This window comes from Pseudoalteromonas rubra (assembly GCF_000967655.1).
GTDB lineage: Bacteria > Pseudomonadota > Gammaproteobacteria > Enterobacterales > Alteromonadaceae > Pseudoalteromonas > Pseudoalteromonas rubra_A.
Window position 1 is genome coordinate 13,784 of sequence record NZ_JXYA01000046.1, and the last position, 16,506, is coordinate 30,289.

Genomic DNA, 16,506 nt, shown 5'->3' on the forward strand with positions numbered 1-16,506 from the left:
TCATACGCAATGACACAGGTAAAACATTGTCAGATTGCGATCATTGGCGCCGGGGTGGCAGGCTGTATTGCCGCCCTGGCGCTGAGTCGCCACTTTCAGGTCGTATTGATTGACAAGCAACCTGCCTGCCCCGACAAGGTGGGTGAATGCCTGCCGCCGGCTGCGGCGCGCATACTGCGAAATTTAAATCTGCTCAAGGACTTTGAGCAACGCCAGGATTTGCATCTACCACACTATAGCATGCAAAGCCGCTGGGGGAGCGAACAAAACCTTATTAACGACAACCTCAGTAATCCCGATGGCCTGGGCTGGCAACTCAATCGGGCCGGGTTTGAAAACTGGTTGCGCGAGCAAGTAATCGCGCATGACGTAGACACCCTCTGGCCCGCCAGATTACTGGACGCCCAGCCAGGCAGCGACGGCTGGTTGCTATATCTGGCAGCGCAAACCCAGGCCGCTCAACAGAGCATCGCTATCCCCTGCCATTTTGTGATTGATGCCACCGGGCGCCACAGCGCATTTGCCACTAAACTGGGGCTCAAACGCACTGTGCTGGACAAACAAATTGCCCTGTGGGCAAGCCTGGATTGTGGCATTAAAAACCAACTGGCCTGTATCGAAGCAAGCGAGCAAGGGTGGTGGTACAGCGCAAGGCTCCCGGCGCAACGCCGGGTACTGGCACTGCAAACCGACAGTGATTTACTCAACAAAGGCCTGCAACACGATTTGCCGCAGTTTTGTAGCCTGGCACGGACACAACCTGGATTAAAGACATTACTACCACAAGGCATTGAGCACTCGGGCACCATGCAGCTGCATGGTGTGGTATCGGCTAATAGTACCTGTCTGACCCAGGCAGCCGGGCACCGCTGGGCTGCACTGGGTGATGCCGCCTGTAGTTTCGACCCATTATCGTCGCAGGGCATGTTTAATGCCATGGCAACCGCCATGCAACTGGCCAACAGCCTGGGGGAGTATGGCCTGTGCGATGCCGACGCCGCCATTGAAGTAACCCGGCTGCATCAGGCACAGATCAAGTCTGTCTGGCAACACTATTTGAGCCATCGCGCGCATTATTACGCACAGGAGCGACGCTGGCCCGACTCACCTTACTGGCAACGTCGCCAGGCACACAAAAACGCCGAGTTCAGTTGAGCCCGGCGTGAGGTTCGCAATTCAAGTCCTTTTTAAATACCTGTCCATTTTTATATTTGCTCGTTTGTGGGGAGCAAAGGGGTATTATTTTACAATCAGCTGATCTTCATAGGTGTAGATGCTGTTTGGATCTGTCAGATTAAAGACTTTCACCGCCATGGTCTTACCTACTGCGTTTTCACACTCCAGGATTTGATATAACACTGGGTTCTTAGCCTTGTTGTCCACTACCGTGTCCAGTGTAAATACGTCTGAATGGAATGGCCCCTTGCGGTCTTCACCATGGAACAGACCCAAAGACACACCCCGATCTGCAAGAACGCTACAACGGGCGTCATTGTTTTGGTTATCAATCACCAGACGGCTGCTAATGTGGTAAGCCGTGTGATAGCCGTATGAGTATGGCTGATTCACGAAGTCACCCGCAGGCGTTAACTCGATTTGCCAATCAACGATGGGGGCACCCGGCACGTTAACCAGCACCTTGTACCACTCCCCCGCCGCATCATAACAGCTGACATGCAGCACTTTCTTTTCGGTCAGTGTCGCTTCAGGAATAGCAACGCCCATTTCAACTGTATTGCGATCCGCAATCGTCTTCACACCCAGATTCACAATATGACGGCCATCATTTGCAGAATACAGATTTGCAGATTCACAGTAAGCACCTTCACCACGCAGGATCAGTTGCGCTTCAAAGTTGTGCGCAAACTCACCGGTTAGCAATGCTGAGCTTACCGGGCCTGAGGTGTAGTTAGTCAAACGCTCGTATCCATCAGTATCAAACACGTTTTGATAAGCCGTTGCCTGGCTACCAAATGCACTGAACAAAGCGACTGCAGCAAATGACAAAGATAAGGTTTTCATGGTTATGTCCTTTTAGAAAGTAACGAATAAAAATGTTAATGGTTAAACTGTGCAGCGCGGGTCAACAGATTGACAATCGCCTGACCCTTACTGGCTAACTGAGGTCACCATAGCAAGAGAAATTCGCCCCGGACAAATTTCAAAAACAAGTAGATTTACTTGTTGAAAATTAAAAATTATCTAGTTTAATCATAAAGATAAAAACAACACTTGCCGCTGTCATAAGCATTAATCAGGGTTTCAAAAGCTGCTCCTAAGAGACCCTGTTTTATTCTGTTCAAAAAATAATGAAACTTCACCTGAGTCACTTTATTCACAATTCTCTATACCGACAAAGCTTGATCTACGACAAGTAAATTTGTCACTCAGCAGCAAAATTTCTCGTTGAACTGGGGCTTGCGCTGCAGCACCATGCGCCCTACTATTTGCGTGTTTTCTGAAGATAGCCAATCCGAGTACATCGCGGTGGTGTGTTTAGCATGACGGGTCAATGAGCCGGTCATGATGTGGTCACCCCGTGGCAAGGCGATAGAGCAACTATCCAGGATCTGTAACTGATTCGGGTAAAGGTAATACGCTGATGCGTCGTCAAAACCTGAGTCGCTTTGCTCAAGATCTGAAGGGGTGAGCGCGTGCACCACAAACAAGCACCGTTCACATATAGAGCCTGCAGGTCGTTATTCGCTGATACTATTTGGAGTCGCTATGCCTATTCAGCCTCAAGTACAAAATTTTGCTATTGACGCTACCCTTGTTACCGATTTAGTTGCCCAGTATGGCTCACCGTTACTGATGCTTGACTGTGATCAGGTGCGTGACCAATACCTGGCCCTTGCCGAAGCATTACCCGGCGTGCGTTTACATTACGCTCTTAAGCCTTTACCACATCCGGCTGTAGTGCGTACTTTATTGCAACTGGGTGCCTGTTTTGATTTGGCAACCAGCGGCGAAATAGCGCTGGTGCGTGAGCAGGGCGTTCCGGCTGAGTGCACCATTCATACGCACCCAATCAAGCGTCGCAGTGACATTGCTGATGCACTGGAGTATGGCTGTCAGGTGTTTGTGGTCGACAACCTCAACGAGCTGGCGAAGTTTCGCGAGTTTGCAGAACAAGCTGAAGTGCTGATCCGACTGAGCTTTCGTAACAGTGAGGCGTACGCCGACCTGTCGAAGAAATTCGGTTGCAGCCCGGCCGATGCAATGAGCCTGATCCGTCAGGCGCAGCACTGGGGTATTCGGGTTAAAGGCCTGTCGTTTCATGTTGGTTCACAAACCGCCAATGCCGACAAGTATGTCGCGGCTATTCAGGCGTGCAAACAACTGATGGACGACGTGGTGGCTGAAGGCTTGCCTGCACTGAGCTGCCTGGATATTGGCGGTGGTTTTCCGGTATCGTACGCAAGCAACCAGGTGGATATTCGTGCCTTTTGTGCGCCAATTAACGCGGCACTGGCCGAGCTGCCAGAGACGGTACAACGCATTGCAGAGCCCGGTCGCTTTATTGTCGCCGGTGCGATGACCTGCGTTGCCTCGGTGATGGGTCAGGCACAGCGTGAAGGCCGTACCTGGTATTATCTGGACGATGGAATTTATGGCTCTTTCAGTGGGCTGATGTTCGACATGGCATGCTATCCGCTACGCACTCTGAAGACCGCTGATGAGGTTTATCCAAGCGTACTGGCGGGACCAACCTGCGACAGCATAGACGTGATCTGTGATGCCGTTGAACTGCCTAAACTGGAAGATGGCGATCTGGTGATCACCCGCATGATGGGTGCCTACACCAGTGCAACAGCGACCGACTTCAATTTCTTCAAACGCGCCACCACTGTGGTACTCAATGAAGTGATTCAACTTCACCAGGCCGAATTCGGCAGCTAACTCTCCTACCTGTCTGAGGCCCTCCGGGGCCTCACTGCTTTGAAACTGCGCGACCTGTTTGATGCGTTTATTCACGCGACAAAGCGCATAACAACGGAAAGTGCGCAATAAATAACGCGCACTTTTAGTGAGCGATTTTCAATGCTGCCCCACTTTAGCACTGAATACCCATAACCACTCCTGAAATAAGAAGATTAATTACTTCTAACAATACTTGTACTAAGAATTAAATATACCACATATCCGACCAGGTGAGATTTTTTATTCAACCCGTTTGACTTTTGTTCAATTAAACCTAACTTTTAATACAACTCGACACACTGAGTTAACCAAATAAAAACAATTACCTTTATGACAACAGGAAAAACGAATGAAACATTCTTTAATTTGCCTATCGATTGTAAGTGCCCTTTCAAGTACTGCCGCGTCTGCGTCTGAACCCGACTACCAGGGTGCAGCCGCTGAACTGGCAATTAACAACACCTGCATCGTCAGATTCGACGACAAAACAGAAAAACTGGATGTGGAAGGCAAGGCCAGAGGCTTGCTGGCTCGCGCAAACGCTCAGGCAAAACACATTTATAAACATGCAATGAAGGGCATGGCAGTCAATATGAGCTGCGAGCAGGCGCGTGCAACTTTTGCAGCCGAGTCCGCCTCAATGCGCTTTACGCCAGACGGCGCCGTGTATGCCAGTCCGGCCAAAAAACTCGGCAAACCAGGTGGCGGTGGTTCGCAAGGCCAGACTATTCCATGGAGTGTCAGCCGAGTGGGTGGCCCGGTTGATGGCAGCGGTTATACCGCCTGGGTTATAGATACGGGTATCGACGTTGACCACAGTGACCTCAATGTTGACAGCAGCCGAGGCTTCAGCGCATTTAGTAAAGGTAAAAATGCCGGTGTGGACGACGGCAATGGTCATGGTACACATGTCGCCGGCACCATTGCAGCATTAGATAACGGCATCGATGTGGTTGGTGTCGCCGCAGGCGCCACCGTTGTGCCGGTCAAAGTACTCGACTCTCGCGGCTCAGGCAGCTGGTCTGGTGTATTAGCAGGTATTGACCACGTTGCAGCCAATGCGTCACCGGGAGACTGTGTCAATATGAGCCTGGGCGGTGGTTTCAACCAGGAATTGAATGATGCCGTTGAAAGCGCAGCGCAGCAATCAGGTGCTTTCTTTGTGATTGCCGCCGGCAATGAAAGCCAGCATGCCAACAATGTCTCACCTGCCAGTGCGTCACACCCGCGTGTGTATACTATCTCCGCGACAGATTCCAACGATCGCTTCGCCAGCTTCTCCAACTATGGTAATCCGCCGGTCGACTATGCAGCACCAGGTGTCAGCATTCTGTCAACGCGCAGCGGCGGTGGCACAACCACTATGTCGGGGACGTCTATGGCATCACCCGCAGCCTGTGCCGTGATCATGATGAGCAATGGCAATCCAAGAACGGATGGCCGTGCCAGTGGTGATCCGGATGGTAATGCCGACAGCATCATTCATTTATAAGTCAATGACGGCAGTTCAGCTTCAGTGCTGAGCTGCCTCTACAACGAACTAAATTACGCAATCACAGTGCAATTCCCTGCGCTTGCATTGACCGCACACCCGCAATGGCCTGCATGATATCCATAAAATACACATCCTCAAGCAAAGAGATCACATCATTCCATCTTGGATTAAATTCATTATTCTCCCAGCGTCTTAAGGTGCGCTCTTCTATGCCATAGCTGGCAGCAGATTCTGCCTGGGTGTAGCCTCTTAACTTACGCGCATACTTTAATAACTGTGCGCCCCTCGGGGCACGGAGTAAGTCAAATTCTGGTGTCTGCTCCAGATGCGGTGATGGAACGCCTCCTCCCAGAGTAAAGGGGTTGATCATAGTTTCTGTCGGGATCTTACAGGTTGCTGTGCTGGTCATATCCACTTCCTTACTTTTTTACGCAATCTTGTCATGTTACTCAACCACCTAGAGGCAATTGAGTCATTATCTACTATCAGCAATGGCTGTTAACGCGGACTGAATCCTTAAAACACCGCCAATGCGTAATTTATGAAAGATGATAGTTCAATTTTTTACGCAGATCAATGCGTAACTTTCAAATTTTTGCGTAAAAATTTGAATTGCGTTTTCTTATTCAAATTTCTATAATGCCGTACTGCTTAAAAATGTGACACCAAAGGCGTGGTATCAAACAATGGAAAAACAACACAATACGGAAGCTGATATCTCAGCATTCGCAGAACGCGTTGAATATGCAATTAAACCGCATAGCATTCGCGCCTTTGCGTCAAAAATTGATATTTCTGAAGGGACATTAAGACGCATACTCAAAGGCGAAGATCCTAAACTGAGTATCGTGGAGCGCATTGCACACGTTGCTAATGTTGACTTGATGTGGTTGATCCAGGGAGAAACGGCCGCGGAGTGTCCACAATCGCCGATCATTACCCAGCCACTGGTTAAACTGGATGAGTTTAACGAGGCCTTTGTGCTGGTGCCGGGCTATCACGTGTCGGTCAGTACTGGCCACGGTGCGTTTAACGACAATGCGCAGGTTGCGCGTCACCTGGCATTCAGAAAAAAATGGATCGACTACAAAAACCTTGATAAAAGTGAGCTGGCAGTGGTATTTGCCAAAGGTGACTCCATGGAACCCACCATTCACAACAACAACACGATTTTGGTGGATTTGAGTGATAAAAAGCTCAGTGAAGGTCTCATCTATGTTGTTCGCCTGGGTGAAGAGCTCTACGCCAAACGCTTGCAGCAATATCTGGATGGCTCAGTCAGGCTTATCAGTGATAACAAAGAATATGTTGAGCAGGTGGTGCGAGCTGATGAGCTGGAACAACTTGAGATTATTGGTAAAGTTGTGTGGATAGGCAAAGATCTGGCGTAATTAAACGCCAGGCTAGTACTTACCACCCTGTTCATTTGAACTGGTTACTATCTCGCCCTGATAGAGCTGATTGCGGCCACTGCCACCATTAAGGGTATCGTAACCCGTACCACCGGCGAGAATATCATTGCCCTCTTTGCCTTCGAGCACATCTTTGTCATCGCCGCCTATCAGGGTATCGTCGCCAGTGCCACCGACCAGCTTATCACGCCCGGCAAATCCTCTGAGTTCATCATTACCGACACCACCAAATAACCGATCCGCACCGCGTCCACCCATCACCTCATCATCGCCGCTACCGGCCCAGACGTGTTGCTCAATGGACATGGCACGACCGTCGTAACTGTCGTCGCCTTCACTCAAATAAACGTGAATTTGCTCAACCTGATTGGCATAGATAAATACACAGCTGGCACTGTCCGAGGTCGCTCTCATCACTTTAATGCGCCGTCCGTCCAGGGTTAGCCGGTAAGTTTCCGCCTCTGTCGTGCCAACTATATTTAGCACCACTATGTGCCTGACCGATTTTACAGCACGCAAAGACATGCGCTTTAATTCGACAATGGCGCCTCCACCCAGTCCGACGCACACGCCATCGGATGCGATCGCACCGCGAGCACCCACTATGCCCATAAGACCCAATAAAAACGCCACTAAGACCCGCTTAACCATATCCCTACACCCTTTTGAAAGCGTTGTTTAATCTGGCTGAGTGAATCTAGATGCCGAACTAATACCAGTATCACCTATAACCCGATTACCTACTGTCACTCTAGCGACACAGTGTGGACACAATGTGCAGATATAACACAGGGAGTTCATTTTAGTTTAGCTGCTCGACAGAAGAATGGTGAGGCAAAATTATGACGGTGGGATGCAAACCTTGTTGGGTATATGAGTTTTTAGTAAGAGCCCATTACGGGCTCTATGATCAAAAGATCCAGTTTAGCACTCACATGCCCAGTAGCGATTACCTGTTTCTGATTGCGGTGGCGGATTACAACGGAATGAATGTGCGCCACCCGCTACATTAGGGGTTTGTTGCTGTGCCAGTTGTTGTGTATCTGTAAGGCGTTTTAGAGCTGACTTTTTAATTTGTAATTTCATTTTCTTGTCCTTGAGTTGAATTTTTTATGATCATAAAACAGACCATCACAAACAAAATGACATTTTAGGAACAATAAATCAATGATTATTTTACCCTTTATGAATCGTCCGTCATCCACTCGGCCATACGTGCCATAATCTCCTGCTCAGTTAAATCTTCCTGATGCGTGCCTATGGTCCAGACGTGGCCAAACGGGTCCTGCAATGTGCCCGCTCTGTCGCCATAAAATTGATCCACCACAGGCCGTAGCTCGGTAGCCCCGGCAGCAATGGCCTGAGTAAAGGTACTGTCGACGTCGGGCACGTAGAGCATCAAACTAACGGGTGTACCACCGAGTTGCTGTGGACTCTTAAAGTGCATATCCGGGCACATATCTGACAACATCAGATGAGAGTCGCCAATTTTGAGCTCAGCATGCGCAACGCCGCCATCCGGCATAGGCAGCTGCATGATCAGCTCCGCAGCAAAAGCCCTGCGATAAAAGTCTATCGCCTGAGCGGCATTTTCGGTGATCAGATAGGGCGTCAGGGCGTGGTAGCCGTCCGGTATCGCTGAAACTGTCATGATGATTTCCTCGCAAGTTAGACACAGTGCCATGACTTGTCTTGTGGCTGCACGTATGGTCACGTCTAAGCCACATCGCTTGTCAGACAATCTGATCATTTAAAGCTAGCCCAGTTCGCCGAAAAGTCGAGTAATACCCCAGTTCAACACAAACCGCCGTAGCGTGTGTTCATGCCTTTTTCAGCGCCACAAAAAGCGCTAAACTAGGCGCTTTTAAAGCCCGACAGTGAGAGCACGATGCAACGTAAAAAGCTGGTAAACCACCTCAATGAGTTTCTGAAGCCTTTTCAGATCAAAGACTACTGCCCAAATGGCTTGCAGGTCGAAGGAAAAACTGAGATCCGTAAGGTCATCACCGGGGTAACAGCCAGTCAGGCACTGATTGATGCCGCGATTGAAAAACAGGCTGATGCCATACTGGTCCATCATGGCTACTTCTGGAAAGGCGAAGATCAAACCGTTACCGGCATGAAAAAACGCCGCCTGCAAGCCTTACTGGCTCATGATATTAATTTGCTGGCCTATCATCTGCCGCTGGATGTCCACCCGGAAGTTGGCAACAATGCACAACTGGGTAAGCTGCTTGGCCTGACTACTGAGCGTCCGTTAGAGCCCTGGAACAGCAACAGTGTAGCGGTAAAAGGCAAGCTGAGCGAACCTATGTCTGCGACCGATTTTGCCGCTTTGATTGAACAGAAGCTGGGTCGTAAGCCACTACTTAACCAGTCGGGCGATCACCTGATCAGGACCATCGCCTGGTGCACCGGCGGCGGCCAAAGCTTTATTGATCTGGCAGCCAGCCAGGGGATAGATGCCTACCTCACCGGCGAGGCGTCTGAACAAACCATTCACTCATCGAATGAGCAACAGATCCACTTCTTTGCCGCCGGACATCATGCCACCGAGCGCTACGGTGCAAAAGCACTGGGCGAATATCTGGCAACCCAGTTTGACCTGGATGTTGAATTTGTTGATATCGACAACCCAGTGTGACCTATGGCTAAGCGCACGCAACGTACCCTCAATCGCAATGAGGATCGCAATTTTAGCGAGTTAACCGGCAAGTTTAAGAACAACATTTATGGCACCTCCAAAGGCAAACTAAGAGAAGCCGTATTACAGCGCGATCTCGCACAGCATCTGCCCTGGCTGGGTGTTGAGTCAAATAAAACGGTACTGGATGTTGGTGGCGGACAAGGCCAGCTTGCACTGTATCTTGCGCAGCTGGGACATCACGTCACACTGGTGGATATTTCCGACGAAATGCTGGCACAAGCACAACAACAGGCAGATAAGTTGGGTGTCACAGAGCGAGTGACTCTGATCCACGCGCCGCTGCAAGCGCTCCCTGAGCTTTCACTCGGTCAGTTTGACCTGGTGATGTGTCATGCCGTGCTGGAATGGCTTACTGAGCAGCAACAGGCACTGACGCTGCTCACTCAGCGACTCGCCCCGCAAGGCTACTTGTCTTTGATGTACTACAATCGGGCGGCTCAGCGCATGGCCAATATGGTCTATGGTAATTTTGATTATGTGCGCAATGGCCTGCAGGTAAAACAAAAAGTTGGCTTGAGCCCGAACCGCCCATTAGAGCCGCAGGACGTCAATCTCTGGCTGAGTGCCCTGCCGCTGAACAAGCTTTCCCAGTCGGGCGTGCGCTGTTTTCACGATTACTTGCGAGATCCGGACAAAGGTAACAGTCAGTTTGATGACTTGCTTGAACTGGAGCTTAAATATAATCAACAGGAACCTTATGCCTCCCTCGGCAGGTATACACACCTGATGTTGCAGCACCAAGCGGCTACGGACGACCAATAAAAAAAGACCCTGGCACCCATTACCAGTGCCAGGGCCGAGACATGTGTCCAGGTCTTTGATCCTGTCGTCATACACTCACATTGCTCGGCAAGCGCATGTCAATGCCAAAGGTCGGGAGAGCAACGATTTAACCGTGGCACAGCAGTGTCAAAATGTCATCAACTATCCTTTGAATCATTTTGAAAAGCATGATTATCAACCACTTAAGGGGATTTTCTTAGTGGAGAAATGAGACAAAATTTGCCCATATAGCTGCGGGCGCTCGGTCGCTACGCCCTGCCCGCCACTGTCAGCAATCACCTCCAGCATGTCCTGATTATCGATCAGGGTGTAAAAATAAAAAGGCGTCTGGTCGCCCTGAGATCTCAGTTGCTGTAACAACTTCAACCCCGCCAGCGGCTCCTGACCTCGGCCCATATCTGAAATAATCAAAGTGTATTCATACATTTGCATTAGCAAGAGCGCTTCTTCACTGGATTTGACGGTATATACTCCAATATGATGACGTTCAAAATAGCGCTTTTCCTGCAAGTTATTGGTCGGATTATCGTCTACCCAGAGTATGCGTCCGATGGCACCGGATGGCTCGCCGTAGCGCAATTCTTGCATCTGCTCGGTACTGTGTGTCATTAATCCGATAAAGCACAAACAAGCAATCAGCAGCACCGGCAGCCAATAGCGAGTAGGTAAGGCACTATCATTGCGCACACCGCGCATTGGCACAGACTGAGCAGTGACAGCTTGTGTGGCTGTGCCGATGCCAGTTCCGGTTCCGAGCAGGGTACCTGTCAATTCGTGCTCACTGACTTCAATAGCAGGGGCAAACCGGTAGCCCTGACCGCGCACGGTCACGATACAGTTTTGTATAAGCCCCGCGCGGTTTAGCTGACTGCGCAGATCGGAGACCAGCTTTGGCAGCGACCAGTCTGACACCACAGTATTGGGCCACAACAACTTAACCAGCTCGGCATGCGAGCAGATCTGAGGACGGCGCTGCAATAGATAATGAAGAAGCATAAAGGCGCGGTCGTCCAGCTGAGTCGACCGCTCATTGATGATGACGCACTGCGTCGCGATATTCAAACGCGCATTGGCGAATTGAAATTCCATAACCCTGACAATATTCTTGTTATTATCGCACCAGCGTAGCGGATTTCTTATTCACATGCTAGTTACATGCACTTGAATAGTTATCAACTTTGGTCTTACTGGTGCTGTCCATTATACAAAAAAGATCAATTTATAAGTTTTAAAATCAATCGTTAAGCTTATTTTTCGAGCCATTCAAAGGCACGCTGCAAAAATCCAACCGCGTCTTGTTCGATGATCAGGCCATGAGCCATCACCAACCGTTTAGGTGCCCAGTCCAGCATGGTCGCCAGATGTTTACGAGCAGTATCATGATGAAAGATAAAGCTCAGCCGCCAGTCCAGCGGGGTCTGGCCTTCAGGTGCCACCACACCTGCCCCTTTGGCTACAAAGCGCTGGAAGGTATTCAGGCTGTCCGGATCAAAGTTTTCAATCAGATCGGTCACCAGTAATGTGCTACTGTGCGGATGGAAAAAAATCGCCTCTTCCATCGCAGGCGAGCCCGTAAAAAGCAGCGTTTTCAGTGTGTTATCCCAGGGATAGTGACGGTCATTGTCGAGGATCTCATCAAACCTGAGCGTGTCACACTTATCTTTGACCTCCTGGGTGCCAAAGGTTTGTGCTTCCGGATAGGCTTCCTGCCACGGTGCCATAAACAGGTGATGCAGATGGTTTGGGGCCACCAGATAGGCCACAGGCCCCAGCGCATCGACCTGCTCACGCAGCTCTGGCGTTAGGCGAATGGGGCTGTGTACCCATAAACCGCCACACGCCAAGCGCACTATCGTCATGCGGGTAGTGAAAGGCATGGTGAAAAAAGACACGGCTTCACCATCGAAAATCCAAATATTATCGTCCAGCTGTCTCATGCTCATCTCCCTGGGGACCTAGTTTCCCCTTAGTTCATTTACCTAAAATAAGAAAAAGTAATGAGATTAGAGGCTAACATAACTGTCGATAATTTATCCAACCTGATCCTGAGTGAGAAAAATTGATACGTACACTTAAGTTTACTGGCAAACATCTTTGAGTATTTGCGTACCCAAATCGCGCATTACCTGAGGCTCCGGGTGTGTATGAGCAAAGGTGCGTAATCCATAGATACTCACGATAAGGCTCCGTGCTCTGTCAAGGGGGCTGCGCGTACCTGTCAGCTCGCCCTGCTCAGCAATGCGCTCAAACACAGAGCAAAGAGCATTGCGCCACATAGCGCACTGCTCACTGAGAATAGCCTGTGCCTCTTCATCCTGCTCGGCCAGCTCATTCAGCGCTTTTTGCGTCAGGCAAAGTTTTTGTGGGTCGCAGCTCACACATTCATCCACAACATGAGTCATATAGGCTGCCAGCCCGGCTCTGGCGGATGTATGTTGTGAAAACAACCCTTGTAATTCTTCGCCGCGGTCGCGGTTGTACTGCTCCAGCGCCGCCAACAGTAAGCCCCGCTTGTTCTGAAACGCGCAGTAAATCGATCCGGGGTGTAAACCGGTTACAGCTTTCAGGTCCTGCATACTGGTTTTGGCATAGCCTTTTTCCATAAACGCCGTCATCGCGGCTCTGAGCACCTGCTCTTTGTTAAATTCTGCACTGCGCATCTCATTACTCTCCTCATTTCACATGGCGCATTTTACTCATTTTTGAACAAATGTTCAAAATATACTTGAACGCTCGTTCAAATGATCATATCTTGAATAAGCATTCAAAAACTAACCGGGTCCAACTATGACGAGCAAACTATTTGAAACTTATACCTTAAATGATCAGATCTCACTGAAAAACCGCATTCTGATGGCGCCGCTCACCCGCTGCATGGCGGACGACCAACTGGTACCAACCGATGCCATGGCCGAGTATTATGCGCGTCGTGCCGATGCGGGATTAATTATTTCTGAAGCAACCATTATTCGCCCTGACGGACAGGGTTACCCAAACACTCCTGGCCTGTTTACCCCTGAGCAGATAACCGGATGGCGCAAGGTTACCGACGCGGTGCACACCAACGGCGGTAAGATTTTTGCCCAGCTGTGGCATACCGGCCGGGTTGCACACCCGCACTTCTTTGACGGTGACAAAGTGCTGGCGCCCAGCGCAGAAAAAGTAGAGGGCACAGTGCCTCGCATGCGCGATTTAAGCTATATCACACCTACTCCAGCCACGCATGATGACATCTCCCAGCTCATTGCAGACTATGCACAGGCAGCCAGTAATGCCATAGATGCCGGTTTTGATGGTATCGAGATCCATGCCGCCAATGGTTACCTGATCGACCAGTTTTTACATTTCGACAGCAACAAACGCAACGACGAGTATGGCGAGACGCCGCAAAACATGAGCCGCTTTGCACTTGAAGTTATCGATGCGGTTAGTGAGCGCATTGGCGCCGAGCGCACTGCTGTACGGCTGACACCGGGTGCCTATTTTAATATGCAGGCAGATCCTCGTGACAAAGCGGTTTTTGATTATTTACTGGCACAGCTTGAACAGCGCACACTGGCCTTTGTACACATAGGTATCTTTGACGACGCGATGGAGTTCGACTTCCTGGGCGGCCGTGTATCCGATTATGTCAGGGCAAATTACAGTAACACGCTGGTTGGCGTGGGCGGCTTTACTCCCCAAACTGGGGAGCAGGCGCTGCGTGAGGCGCGTTTTGATCTGCTGGCAATTGGTCGACCTTTTATTGCTAATCCGGATTATGTGGAAAAAGTCAGACAAGGCAAACCGCTGACCGATTATTCCGAAGAGATGCTGGCAAGCCTGGTGTAATACCATGCCCATTCGATGCGGGTGAAGAGGCCCGCACAGTTTGTCGGATGCGTACTACTGCCCGGCAGGCTCACTCTGTGTTATCACCGGAAGTTGCTCGGCCTGCCAGTGAAGGTAATCACCGTTGAGGTGCAGCAAGCTGAACCCTTGCTGCGCCAGCGCCTGTTCGAAAATGGCCGCCCGTCGGCCTGAGCGGCAATAGACCACCAGCGTCTGAGTCTTTAGTGTATCCAGCAAAGGCTGATGCTGGGTGATTTGATCAAAGGGGATGTGAATGGCCCCTTTAATATGACCGGCCCGGAATTCTTTTTCGCTTCTGACATCCACGATGACATGGGGCTGCGCCGACATCTGATTTCGCAATAACGCCTACTGACTAATAACTTCAGTGGCAGCCTGAGCAACTAAGCTCAACAAACCAAACAACACACAAATACTTTGCTTAATCATAAAACACCTTTTGCTTCATAGACTTTGGGACTACAACAAGAATAGCAAAAGCACTGCCTGTTCACCCAACGAATAATTTACCCATAAAATAACCAACAAATAGAATAACCTTTCCTAACTCGTCAAGTTTACCCATCACGGAAACACTTTACCAGATGCACATTTTTCACTTTGAAAAACAAACATTTATTTTACAATTACTTACTTGTTTGATCTGGCTCATTGGTCTGACAGCTACGGCTATAGTCTAATACTCAGCGCCCTGATTAGCGACTATTACTAGTAGTTGGGTACGAAAGTACGTGCCAGAGTAAGTAAAAAAGGAACATCAACTCAAAACTTGAGCTTTTACTCTATTTTGCTATATTTTTTATCAGGCTCTACATAGAACAACTTTGCCCCCTCTAAAGGGACACACTAATAACGACGAATAAACAGTGCAAATTTGTCTTGGGAATTAAATATATTGGTTATGAATTCGTCACAATGACGGATGACAATAACATCAGTTCGTAAACCTTTCGGTTGCAGTAAATTGTAACCGGAAACGTGGCTTAGAAGTGCGATAGTTGAGCCGCCTTAAGTTCGGAAGAGCAATATGGAAAGCAAAAAAATCGCAGTCGTCACTGGTGCACTGGGTGGCATCGGTTCAGCTATCGTCAAAGAGCTGGTTAATGCAAACTGTTTTGTTGTGGCTGTTGCCAGCCCACGTCGTACCTCAGCGGACATCGACGCCTGGCTTAATGAACAGTCAATCAACCCGGCAGCCGTTCATGGCATCTTTTTAGATGTTACAGATCATGAAGCCTGCCAACAGCAGCTCAATGATGTCATCGATGAGTTTGGTCGCATCGATATTCTGGTCAATAATGCAGGCATCACACGGGATACCTCATTTAAAAAGATGACCCTGACGCAATGGCAGGAAGTTATCGACACTAATTTTAATTCCATGTTCAACATGACTCACCCGGTTTTTGCGCACATGTGCGCGAACAAATCCGGCCGTATCATTAATATCTCCAGCGTTAATGGCCAGAAAGGCCAGTTTGGTCAGGCCAATTATTCAGCCGCTAAGGCCGGCATGATCGGCTTCAGCAAAGCGCTGGCTTACGAAGGCGCCCGCGCAGGCGTGACCGTAAACGTGGTTGCCCCGGGTTACACGGCCACGCCTATGGTCGAAAAAATGCGTGACGATGTGCTTGAAAGCATCAAGGCACAAGTGCCGATGCAGCGCTTAGCCACGCCAACCGAAGTGGCTCAGTCGGTCGCTTATCTGGCGTCTGAGCAGGCAGCCTATATCACAGGTGAAACGCTGGCGATTAACGGCGGACTTTATATGAACTAAGCGGCGTATATCAGGATTGAGCACCCGCTCTGAAGTACCTGGGCAGTAACGCTACCTATACGGACTTTTTTGATAAACAGGAAGCACACCATGTACAACGATCTAATGAAAACTTTTACTGAGCAAAGCGAACAGTTTTTCTCTCCGGCAATCAAGTTTAACCAACTGGTTGCTAAAAACATTGAGCAACTGGCGCAAATTCAGCTGGATGCAACAGAAAACTTTACTAAGACGTCTGTTGAGCAACTAAAAACAGCTGCTGAAGTAAAAGATGTTAAGTCTTTCATCGACTTCAATGCCAGCCAGCTTACTGCGATGAACAAGCTAAGCCAGCAAATGATCGACGATGGTCAAAAGCTGACTCAACTTGGTAACGAGTTCAAAGAGCACCTTGACGCTATCTCTAAAGACAGTGTTAAAGCCACTGCTAAAGCTTAATCGCTGTCGTCTGCCCCTGCCCTGTGCGGGGGCATTTTTTTAGCCTGTTTTTTGTAGTGGCTGATCCGCTATACCAAACACGACACAAGACACGTGCAATCAATTTTCCTATTAGGAC

At 49.4% G+C, this 16,506-nt stretch carries 19 protein-coding genes; 9 read left to right on the top strand and 10 right to left on the bottom strand.

Features of this window, described 5'->3' with window-relative positions:
• Window positions 1-9 precede the first annotated feature (9 nt).
• Window positions 10-1,155: an FAD-dependent monooxygenase gene (locus TW77_RS18300; protein ID WP_046006427.1), complete on the top strand. Its 1,146-nt coding sequence runs from the start codon at window positions 10-12 to the stop codon at window positions 1,153-1,155.
• A gap of 84 nt (window positions 1,156-1,239) precedes the next feature.
• Here the strand turns inward: TW77_RS18300 and TW77_RS18305 are convergent, their stop codons facing one another.
• Complete coding sequence (locus TW77_RS18305; protein WP_046006428.1) at window positions 1,240-2,022, bottom strand: hypothetical protein; 783 nt, start codon at window positions 2,020-2,022, stop codon at window positions 1,240-1,242.
• 365 nt (window positions 2,023-2,387) lie between these two features.
• Complete coding sequence (locus TW77_RS18310) at window positions 2,388-2,663, bottom strand: hypothetical protein (protein ID WP_046006429.1); 276 nt, start codon at window positions 2,661-2,663, stop codon at window positions 2,388-2,390.
• A gap of 64 nt (window positions 2,664-2,727) precedes the next feature.
• On the opposite strand from TW77_RS18310, the gene TW77_RS18315 reads away from it, so the two are divergent.
• Both TW77_RS18315 and TW77_RS18320 read left to right on the top strand, forming a co-directional pair.
• Window positions 2,728-3,903: a type III PLP-dependent enzyme gene (locus TW77_RS18315; protein ID WP_046006430.1), complete on the top strand. Its 1,176-nt coding sequence runs from the start codon at window positions 2,728-2,730 to the stop codon at window positions 3,901-3,903.
• 370 nt (window positions 3,904-4,273) lie between these two features.
• A complete protein-coding gene (locus TW77_RS18320) occupies window positions 4,274-5,416 on the top strand; it encodes a S8 family serine peptidase (protein WP_046006431.1) in 1,143 nt (380 codons plus the stop codon).
• Window positions 5,417-5,477: 61 nt separating this feature from the next.
• Here the strand turns inward: TW77_RS18320 and TW77_RS18325 are convergent, their stop codons facing one another.
• Window positions 5,478-5,828, bottom strand: a complete 351-nt coding sequence (locus tag TW77_RS18325; RefSeq protein ID WP_240479516.1) for a helix-turn-helix domain-containing protein — start codon at window positions 5,826-5,828, stop codon at window positions 5,478-5,480.
• 277 nt (window positions 5,829-6,105) lie between these two features.
• Between TW77_RS18325 and TW77_RS18330 the strand changes: the two genes are divergently transcribed.
• On the top strand, window positions 6,106-6,810 hold the full coding sequence (locus TW77_RS18330) for an XRE family transcriptional regulator (RefSeq protein WP_046006432.1): 705 nt from the start codon (window positions 6,106-6,108) through the stop codon (window positions 6,808-6,810).
• A 12-nt stretch (window positions 6,811-6,822) separates the two neighbouring features.
• On the opposite strand, the gene TW77_RS25245 is transcribed toward TW77_RS18330, so the two are convergent.
• The 3 genes from TW77_RS25245 to TW77_RS18340 form a co-directional block, all read right to left on the bottom strand.
• Window positions 6,823-7,482, bottom strand: a complete 660-nt coding sequence (locus TW77_RS25245; protein ID WP_052713262.1) for a calcium-binding protein — start codon at window positions 7,480-7,482, stop codon at window positions 6,823-6,825.
• 273 nt (window positions 7,483-7,755) lie between these two features.
• A complete protein-coding gene (locus TW77_RS25600) occupies window positions 7,756-7,917 on the bottom strand; it encodes a hypothetical protein (protein WP_164488169.1) in 162 nt (53 codons plus the stop codon).
• A gap of 97 nt (window positions 7,918-8,014) precedes the next feature.
• Window positions 8,015-8,482, bottom strand: a complete 468-nt coding sequence (locus tag TW77_RS18340) for a VOC family protein (protein ID WP_046006433.1) — start codon at window positions 8,480-8,482, stop codon at window positions 8,015-8,017.
• A gap of 237 nt (window positions 8,483-8,719) precedes the next feature.
• On the opposite strand from TW77_RS18340, the gene TW77_RS18345 reads away from it, so the two are divergent.
• Entirely contained in the window at window positions 8,720-9,475 is a 756-nt protein-coding gene (locus tag TW77_RS18345) for a Nif3-like dinuclear metal center hexameric protein (RefSeq protein ID WP_046006434.1), read from the top strand.
• 3 nt (window positions 9,476-9,478) lie between these two features.
• Window positions 9,479-10,300 carry a methyltransferase domain-containing protein gene (locus TW77_RS18350; protein ID WP_046006435.1) on the top strand — a complete coding sequence of 274 codons (822 nt, stop codon included), beginning with the start codon at window positions 9,479-9,481 and terminating at the stop codon, window positions 10,298-10,300.
• 195 nt (window positions 10,301-10,495) lie between these two features.
• On the opposite strand, the gene TW77_RS24435 is transcribed toward TW77_RS18350, so the two are convergent.
• From TW77_RS24435 to TW77_RS18365, 3 genes are all read right to left on the bottom strand, one after another.
• Complete coding sequence (locus tag TW77_RS24435) at window positions 10,496-11,410, bottom strand: winged helix-turn-helix domain-containing protein (protein WP_052713263.1); 915 nt, start codon at window positions 11,408-11,410, stop codon at window positions 10,496-10,498.
• A gap of 158 nt (window positions 11,411-11,568) precedes the next feature.
• Window positions 11,569-12,258 carry a DUF4336 domain-containing protein gene (locus tag TW77_RS18360; protein WP_046006436.1) on the bottom strand — a complete coding sequence of 230 codons (690 nt, stop codon included), beginning with the start codon at window positions 12,256-12,258 and terminating at the stop codon, window positions 11,569-11,571.
• 141 nt (window positions 12,259-12,399) lie between these two features.
• Window positions 12,400-12,981 carry a TetR/AcrR family transcriptional regulator gene (locus TW77_RS18365; protein ID WP_046006437.1) on the bottom strand — a complete coding sequence of 194 codons (582 nt, stop codon included), beginning with the start codon at window positions 12,979-12,981 and terminating at the stop codon, window positions 12,400-12,402.
• A gap of 127 nt (window positions 12,982-13,108) precedes the next feature.
• On the opposite strand from TW77_RS18365, the gene TW77_RS18370 reads away from it, so the two are divergent.
• Entirely contained in the window at window positions 13,109-14,152 is a 1,044-nt protein-coding gene (locus TW77_RS18370) for an alkene reductase (protein WP_046006438.1), read from the top strand.
• 54 nt (window positions 14,153-14,206) lie between these two features.
• Here TW77_RS18370 and TW77_RS18375 read toward each other — a convergent pair whose 3' ends face one another.
• Entirely contained in the window at window positions 14,207-14,503 is a 297-nt protein-coding gene (locus TW77_RS18375; protein ID WP_240479517.1) for a rhodanese-like domain-containing protein, read from the bottom strand.
• 697 nt (window positions 14,504-15,200) lie between these two features.
• Between TW77_RS18375 and TW77_RS18380 the strand changes: the two genes are divergently transcribed.
• Together TW77_RS18380 and TW77_RS18385 are read left to right on the top strand one after the other, a co-directional pair.
• Window positions 15,201-15,950, top strand: a complete 750-nt coding sequence (locus TW77_RS18380; RefSeq protein ID WP_046006439.1) for an SDR family oxidoreductase — start codon at window positions 15,201-15,203, stop codon at window positions 15,948-15,950.
• Window positions 15,951-16,040: 90 nt separating this feature from the next.
• Entirely contained in the window at window positions 16,041-16,388 is a 348-nt protein-coding gene (locus tag TW77_RS18385) for a phasin family protein (protein WP_046006440.1), read from the top strand.
• Window positions 16,389-16,506 lie beyond the last annotated feature (118 nt).